This is a genomic window from Sporosarcina sp. Y352 (genome assembly GCF_056786535.1).
Map to the genome: position 1 here is coordinate 183775 of NZ_JBXCJE010000007.1, position 8213 is coordinate 191987.

Genomic DNA, 8213 nt, shown 5'->3' on the forward strand with positions numbered 1-8213 from the left:
TCGTTATTAAAGCTACATAATCTATGAATTACAGCAATTGACAACTTTTACACACTATCTTAATACTGCGTTAACAAACCAGAGATAGAGTTAAACCGTACGATACTTTGAAGAAGAGGGAGGTAGAATCTTGAACGTATTTCAGAACAATAAAAATCTTATTGCGAAAGCTTTTGTCGCTGCTGCATTGACGGTGACGACAGTTTCCTCTGTCCTACTAGTCGGTCCAAACGTACAGGCAAGTGAGGATCGGACGGTTTTAGTTGAGCAAAATTTTGATGGTATTGCAAATGGTGCTTTACCGGAGGGCTGGAAAGTTGTTCAAGGGAAAGCAGAAGTCTTAGATGGTGCGTTAAAGTTAACCTCATCTGCAACTTCAGCTCCCGCAAGAGTTGTCGTTCCCTTAAATACAGAAACAGGAGATTATATTTTTGAAGCTGATATGACATTCCTTTCCGCTGTGGAAGATACGCGATGGGCTTCTATGATGTACAGGATCCAGTCGGAAAACTATCCATATTACCAATTTGCAATTCGGAGAGGGACAACCGCTTTAAATGGATTGGAGTTTGCCGAAAGAAATTCGCAAAACAAATGGGTTGTACCAGAAGCAACTTTCTTTACAGAGAAATTCGAATACAATAAATCTTACCGTGTTAAAATTATTGCAAGTAAAAATCGCGTCCAGCAGTTCATTAATGACAAACTTGTCGTAAATACAGATTTAGCGTCAACTTGGTTATCAGGGGATATTGGTTTCCAAGCAACAGGTTCCACCGTTCAATTCGATAACGTTAACGTGACTAGCTTTGAAGGAGAATTGCCTCCCTTAAAAAACTCAGGTGCTTTCTTACCAAAAGAACCCGAAACGAATATCATTAACCCCCCTACACTCATCGCCAATTCTTTACCTACGAATGAGGAGACAGACTTTTCATCTGTTCGATTACTCGTAGAAAAAGGCCCAGCAAACGAACTAACTGTAAACAAGATGCCGCTCTCGGAGGCTCTACTTTCCATTAAAAACAAGAAGATTCCAATCATTCATATTGAAGAAAGTGATCTTGAAGAGCACCTCATCAATATTTTGAATGAAACACAAACGACAGACTTCCATATTGTCTCAACAAACCCTTCTATCGTTAAATCTATTACGACACGCTATCCAACTGCGCGTGGTGGAGTCGTTTATAACAAGAATTCTTTCAATAAACATGATGTGAACAAACTTATCAGGGATGTCCATGCGAGCAATGCAAAAGTTGCGATTATCCCTCAAAAACTTCTTTCTGCGGAACTTGTCCATATGTTGCATACACGGATGGTGTCTGTTTGGGGAGTTGGCGCGGACTCTGAAAAAACAGCACATGAATTAATTCACTTCGGCGTAGACGGTATTATTACGGATCACCCCGAGTCTTCGGCACAAGCTTTTAGTAAATACCCGGAAAACACGATTGTCCAAAGGCCAATTGTAGCTGCGCACAGAGGAGTCCCTTCCCTTACGCCTGAAAATACAATGATCAGTTACCAGTTAGCCTATGATCTTGGTGCAGACATGATTGAAACGGATGTTCAACTGACAAAAGACAATCAGCTCGTTATCATGCATGATGGTACCGTCAACAGAACGACGAATGGTACCGGTAAGGTTGCAGATTTGACACTAGAAGAAATTCAACAACTTGACGCAGGCATTAAATTCAGCGAAGAATTCGCGGGAGAAAGAGTTCCCACCTTCACAGAATTCTTACAAGGGTTCAAGGGAAAAGACGTCATCTTGCTTGTCGAGTTGAAAGCCACCGGAATCGAACAGCAAATTATTGATGAAATTGAGCAACAAGGCATGGTCGATCAAGTCGTCCTTCAAAGTTTCAACTTAGAAAGCATGGCCCTATCCAATAAACTCAATCCCGAGATCCCTGTTGGCTATCTTTATTCTGCTGCTGTTCCGGCAACTGAAACTGCAAAGATTAAAAATGCAGAGAAAATGATGGATTATGGGACAAGCAAGAACGTCACGCTTAACGCAAGTTATGGAAGTGTGTACAAAGAATTCACAACGTATATGCGCCAAAGAGGCATGTTAAGTATGCATTGGACGTTTAGGACTGAAGATCCTTTCCAAGAAAAATTAAAACAAGGATTAATTGGGCCAATCACTGACTATATGCAGTGGCTAACAGACTCACCGATTAAGCTTGAATCTCCAATTAAGAAAATCAACTTAAAAACAGGAAAAACGTCAACTGTTCAAGCGAAAGCTTTTACAAACTATAGAGTCGATAAAAAACAAAATATAACTTCGGAGTTATTTGTTATGGAGGATACGAATGAAGTTCTTTTGAGCGGGAATACGATTGAAGCAGTATCTACAGGTACGGCGCAAGTATTTGTTAAACATACATTCACAATGCTGGGCGAGGAATGGAATATCGTAGCAGAACCAATTGAAGTTATTGTAAGTAATTAAACAGTAATTGGTTCCGTGCGTACCACAATGAGTAGATTCTGATAAAAAGAATAACAATGTGAAGCGTAAATCAGCCATTAACGTACATGGCTGATTTTTTATTTTGGTATATGCAATTGTAGCGTACAGAACATTTTCTCTTACAAAATAGAATCTTTTATATTTTCGCCCATCCCTAACAACACTTAATTTATTATTTTTTAAGGTGTACCATCTACGCAAGTATTTTTATGATTAATCCCTTTCATTGAAAAAACGTTACATAATTTTAAATTAGCAGGGAAGAATAAATCTGTCATGATTTAATTAGCAATTTCCACATACAAATCATCTCTATTTTTAAAAATAGCTGAGAGGCGGTCTTATAAAGGATGGGTAAAGGAAAAGTTAAACTATGGACAAGCCAATATTTAATTATTATATTATTGTCTTTAGTAATGTTCGCTTCATTTTATATGATTACAGCAGGTTTCCCCATTTTTGTATCAACCATTAGTGATAATCCTACGATTGCAGGAATTATGACCACGACCTTAATGACAGCATCACTAATTACGCGATTCTTTGCGAGTGTAATTATCCAAAAAGTGAATATGAAATTGCTCCTCATCATATCCCTAGTTTATTTTATGGGCACAATCGGTCTTACTTTTATAGACGACTCCATCGGATTTCTAATAGTCATTAGAGCACTACAAGGTATTGGATTTTGTATGCTGACGAGTTTAGTCTTTACAATATCAAGTAATATTGTTCCTAAATCTCGGTTGGGTGAGGGCATTGTCTATTTCGCAATGTCTACAAGCGTTGGGACAACAATTGGGCCACTAATCGCTATTTCTTATCTCACAACTTATTCATTCCGATCGATGATGATGGTAACACTAGGTCTTATGTTCTTTTCATTTTTGTGCAGTTTTTTCACAAAAAATACGGTTAAAACAGAAAAGGAAATTCCACAGGAGACAAATAAAGAACCTTTCTATACGTACATGTTCGATAAGCGTGTCCTTCTTCCATGTATTTTGGTAGCATTCAATTATATGGCAATAGCAGGAACTGTAAACTTTATGGGGCCGTTTGGTAAAGAAATCAAGGTTGGAGGAAGTATTTCACAGTTTTTTATCGCACAGGGAATTGCGATGGTATTAGTTCGTGCTTTCTCAGGTAAAATATTCGACAGATTCGGTCACAGAATTCTTATTATTCCTGGTGCCATTTCAGGGGCAGTAGGTTTGATCTTGTTAGGTTTCTCAACTAAGATGTGGATGGTTATCGTTTCAGGGGTATTATTCGGTATCGCTTTTGCCATAATCCATCCAATTATTCAAGCTTGGGCATTAACCCTTGTTCCACCCGAGAAAAAAGCAACAGCCAATTCTATGCTTCTTATCTTTATAGATTTTGGTTTGGCCGTCGGATCAGTAGGACTTGGATTCTTAGCAAAAAATGTTGGGTACGGCATGACCTTTACTTATTCTGCAGCTTCCATGATTGTTATTCTGTTATTGTATCTAATTGGGAGCAAGAAAACGATGGCATTAGAGGCTAATAAGGAAAAAACATCCTGAACGAAACATACTTGCATATGGACGGGATGAAACATAACAAACTGGGGCTGTACCATTGTCAACATTGACTTTGGGGACAGCCCCTACTTTACTTGTTGCAGAATTTTGTTTTCTAATTTAATTTTCCCAAAGTGTTTTTTCACTTTGTTTTCACCTCAGACTGTTCATTCATTTTCTGATTTTGCATTAATAACTTCTTTTAAAGCCTTTGAAGAACAGCAATAAAGGATGTAATTGAATGAAGTTGGGTCCTATTAAAATGAAGCCGACTTTCACTTATCGAAATTCACTATGGTTCTACTGTATATTTTGACAAGAATTACCCATGCTATATATATAACATTAAAGGAGTGTGACCCTACATGCATTTAGAGAGAGTTGAGTTAGGTAAAAACATGGGGTTAAGTGATGAAAAGCATGTTAAACCTACGGAGTTAGTTACAAATTATCCCGTCGAACACGAAGAACCCAGCTGCCTGGAATTGAATATGGTAATGGAACTTTTGAAAACTGGATCTACCGATGAACAACATAGGCTTGCACAGACACTAGTGAAAATGGTGCGTAAAGTATAAATTCAGAGGGTTTGTCGCATAAAGTGTGTAAGTTAGTTTGATAGTCTAAAATGGGAGAGTTGATAGAATGAGGTATGCGAATTCTAGTTGCCCACCAGAAGCTCTTTCGGAATGGAGACCATCGTCTTTTTGATAGTGGATATAAACTTGGTTAATCTTTTTAAGTAACGTAAAATGATATTCTTGGTTACAGAAATAGCGAAATCAGGTTCAAAATAATTCGAAGACGAAGAAAGGAAAGCTAGAACATGGAAAACGCATCAATAGTTGATAAAGTGGAATCCATTAAATCCTTTCAATCGACAATCAGTAAATGCGAAAAGGCCTTAGCTCAGATGACTCAGAAAGGCGCAAATACTACCTTATTAAAGAAACGACTCAATGCTCTTAGCATCGGCTTAGCTATGCTAGAAAACGTTTGGAATAATGAACCCCATCATTACACCCAGGAAGATTTAGCGGAAGCTCGCAATGTGCTTACCGGGTTATTCCCATCAATTGAGAACATTTACGCTAAGTCAAAGGTAGGTAGTTCGCAGAGAACGCTTTTAGAAAGAAGAATTACATCGCTGGAACTAGCTGTCCAAGCAATCGATGATCATTCCAATGAATAACTTATCTAACCAATAAGGAAACCTTCTTCAACAATTTTAAGGGAAACCCATTATCTTAGGGTTTCCATTTCTATTGCAATAATTCTATCCTTTGGTAGTTTAAGTGACAGCTGCTATCGAGTCTTATCTTATAAGATTCACTACAATTTTTTATTAATTGTCATCCCTATGATAAATTAGTTGCACAACGCCAGAAGAGAACGTTCTTTGCTGTACCATTTTTAAATTCAGCCTCTGTTTTATATCTATAAACATCGGTTTTCCTGCTCCTAAAATAACAGGGTGAATGGATAATCTAAATTCATCGACAAGCCCTAAATTTATAAAAGTAGTAATGAGACTTGCTCCGCCATATAGCCAGATGTCTTTACCAGGCTTATTCTTCAATTTATTTACTTCTTCAAGAATATTTTCATTGATATAGAGTGCTCGATGATCGGTCCCTATTTGTGTTCTGGAAAACACATATTTCTCTTTACTATGAACCATTCCCCAAAGTTCTTTTTCGCTAGCAGAGTCTTCTATTTTCGGAATATATTGTCCCCATAAATCATAACTTTTTCTACCATAAAAAATCGTATCTATTTGATTCAAGAAATCAGTGAACCCCATATCAGGGTCCATAATGCACCAGTCAACTTCTCCATTTTCTCCTTCAATAAAACCATCTAATGTAACAGCTAAATCTAAAATGATCCTTCTCTGTTTTACGTTATTTGACATAACCATTCCTCCTACGCTGATTAGTGCTTTCATTACTAGAATTTTTTCATACTATTAAAGTGGTTTATGCATTGTTTCAATTGAGGCTTCACGAAATACTTAATCCAACAAAGCCTTTATGTTAGTACGGAAAATATGAAAAAGGCTCTACTTTTAGTAAAGTAAAGCACCTGTTAGTACAATAATTTATTCACCTTCATTTGTTTTTCGTTTTAGTAAAACCTCGTTTTCATACGCTTCGCCCCAGTCTCTCATTAAAAAGATGATTGGCTTTAATGTTTCACCAAAATTGGTTAGCGAATATTCCACTTTTGGTGGGATCTCTTTGTAAATTTCTCGATGAATGATGCCATCTTTTTCTAGTTCCCTAAGTTGTAACGTCAACATACGCTGTGTTGTTTTCGGTAATAATCTACCTAATTCATTAAATCGTTTGGTGCCAGAAGTCAAATGATATAAAATTAGCCCTTTCCATTTTCCTCCGATGACTTCAACGGTTAGCTCCACTGGGCAAGGGTACGTATCCTCATTGATTTCTTTCTTTATATTGCTCATATCGTCACTCCTTTTTTAGGTAGTATAAAAAATATACTATGATACAAAATGTATAGTACCAAACAAAAATGTGCGTACTATTCAACTTATCATATATAAAGTAACATGGATTTTGCAAGCAAGCATGGCGAAATGATTTGTTTGAACCATGTCAATTTCGTATTAAAAAATAGGCATAGACCTGCAGAGGAAAGTCATCGAGGAACTGGGATAAGAGATTGCACCTACTTCACCTTCGATATCTTATACAAATTAGAAAGGAAATGATCAAATGAAAGCATGGCAAAAACAAGGTGTAGGATTAGAAAACTTAAAATTAGTTGAGATGGAAAAACCAACACCAGGACCAAAACAAATTCTAATTAAGGTAAAGGCAGTATCTCTGAATTTTCGTGATAAATCAATAATGGACGGCGATTATTTACCAGAATTAATGAGCAAACCATTTATTCCTGTATCGGATGCAGTTGGTATTGTTGAGAGCATTGGTGCAGAAGTTACACAGTTTAATGTAGGGGATCGTGTTGTTTCACATCTTTATACGAAATGGGTAGTTGGGGCACCGAGTGAAGATTATGCACCAACAGCAGTAGGTGGACCAAATGATGGTGGGCTTGCAGAATATATGTTATTAGAAGAATATGCAGCGGTCATGGCGCCAGCGAATTTAACAGATGAAGAAGCCTCAACACTGCCAATTGCTCCATTAACAGTATGGTTTTCATTAGTCGAATACGGCAAAATCAAAGCTGGTGATACAGTACTTGTTTTAGGTACTGGAGGCGTGTCTGTTTTTGCAATTCAAATGGCTTCTGCGTTAGGTGCACGGGTAATTGTGACAACAAGCAGTGATGCAAAAGGTGAGCGAGTGAAAGAATTAGGCGCAAAAGAAGTCATCAACTATGTGAAGACACCTGATTGGGAACAAGAAGTATTAAAACTAACAAATGGTCAAGGTGCGCAGCATATTTTAGAGGTTGTTGGCGGAGATAGTATTAACCGCTCAATCGAGGCGCTTGCACTTCAAGGACATATTTATATCATTGGGTTCCTGAAAAGCATGATGGCAGAAGTGAATTTATTTACACTATTAGCCAAGCAAGCACAGATTCATGGCATCTATGTAGGTCACCGCAAAGCTTTCGATGACATGAACAAAGCCTTCAATGAACTAAATATTCACCCAGTGATCGATACAGTGTACTCTTTCGACGAGGCTATCAAAGCGTACGAGCATCTAGGTCGAGGTGCTTTTGGTAAAATTGTCATTAAAGTTTCTGAATGAGTCATAGGAAAGATAAAAATAATCTTTCTTGAGTTGTCATGAAGCACTGATTCATTAACGAAGAATGTTCCCCTTATTCTATATAAGAGCTCGAGTATTAAAGATTCAAATTCCGAACTATATATTGAAATAAAGCAATGGTAAAAGGATACTATGCACTTTTACCGTTGTTTTTTCATTTGTTAAATTATAGATTGCACCCTCACCTTCTCTGTTCTCAAACACGTAATAACCTGAACGGTAACAATAAATTTGTTTAATTAAATACTCGACTCTCAAAGTAACCTGCTTCGTTAGTTTAATTAGAAAAGCATTACTGTTGTTATAGTGATAGGTAAGCCTTTGAAGTTATCGTCAGCTTTTCCCCCACTTCACACCGTACGTGAAACTTTCGCTTCATACGGCGTTCCAACTAAT

General features: G+C 37.4%; 7 protein-coding genes. 5 read left to right on the forward strand and 2 right to left on the reverse strand.

The features are described from left to right. The first annotated feature begins 130 nt into the window (after window positions 1-130). The 4 genes from AC1TO6_RS13805 (at window position 131) to AC1TO6_RS13820 (ending at window position 5233) form a co-directional block, all read left to right on the forward strand. On the forward strand, window positions 131-2473 hold the full coding sequence (locus tag AC1TO6_RS13805; protein WP_482102184.1) for a glycerophosphodiester phosphodiesterase family protein: 2343 nt from the start codon (window positions 131-133) through the stop codon (window positions 2471-2473). Window positions 2474-2844: 371 nt separating this feature from the next. Beyond that, entirely contained in the window at window positions 2845-4044 is a 1200-nt protein-coding gene (locus AC1TO6_RS13810) for an MFS transporter (protein ID WP_482102185.1), read from the forward strand. 362 nt (window positions 4045-4406) lie between these two features. Beyond that, window positions 4407-4619, forward strand: coding sequence for a DUF3243 family protein (locus tag AC1TO6_RS13815; protein ID WP_482102186.1), 213 nt, complete (start codon window positions 4407-4409; stop codon window positions 4617-4619). 248 nt (window positions 4620-4867) lie between these two features. Continuing rightward, a complete protein-coding gene (locus AC1TO6_RS13820; RefSeq protein ID WP_482102187.1) occupies window positions 4868-5233 on the forward strand; it encodes a hypothetical protein in 366 nt (121 codons plus the stop codon). Window positions 5234-5386: 153 nt separating this feature from the next. Here AC1TO6_RS13820 and AC1TO6_RS13825 read toward each other — a convergent pair whose 3' ends face one another. Continuing rightward, entirely contained in the window at window positions 5387-5956 is a 570-nt protein-coding gene (locus AC1TO6_RS13825) for a dihydrofolate reductase family protein (RefSeq protein WP_482102188.1), read from the reverse strand. Window positions 5957-6142: 186 nt separating this feature from the next. Then, window positions 6143-6511, reverse strand: a complete 369-nt coding sequence (locus tag AC1TO6_RS13830; RefSeq protein ID WP_482102189.1) for a winged helix-turn-helix transcriptional regulator — start codon at window positions 6509-6511, stop codon at window positions 6143-6145. A 271-nt stretch (window positions 6512-6782) separates the two neighbouring features. On the opposite strand from AC1TO6_RS13830, the gene AC1TO6_RS13835 reads away from it, so the two are divergent. Beyond that, window positions 6783-7796, forward strand: a complete 1014-nt coding sequence (locus tag AC1TO6_RS13835) for a zinc-dependent alcohol dehydrogenase family protein (RefSeq protein WP_482102190.1) — start codon at window positions 6783-6785, stop codon at window positions 7794-7796. Window positions 7797-8213 lie beyond the last annotated feature (417 nt).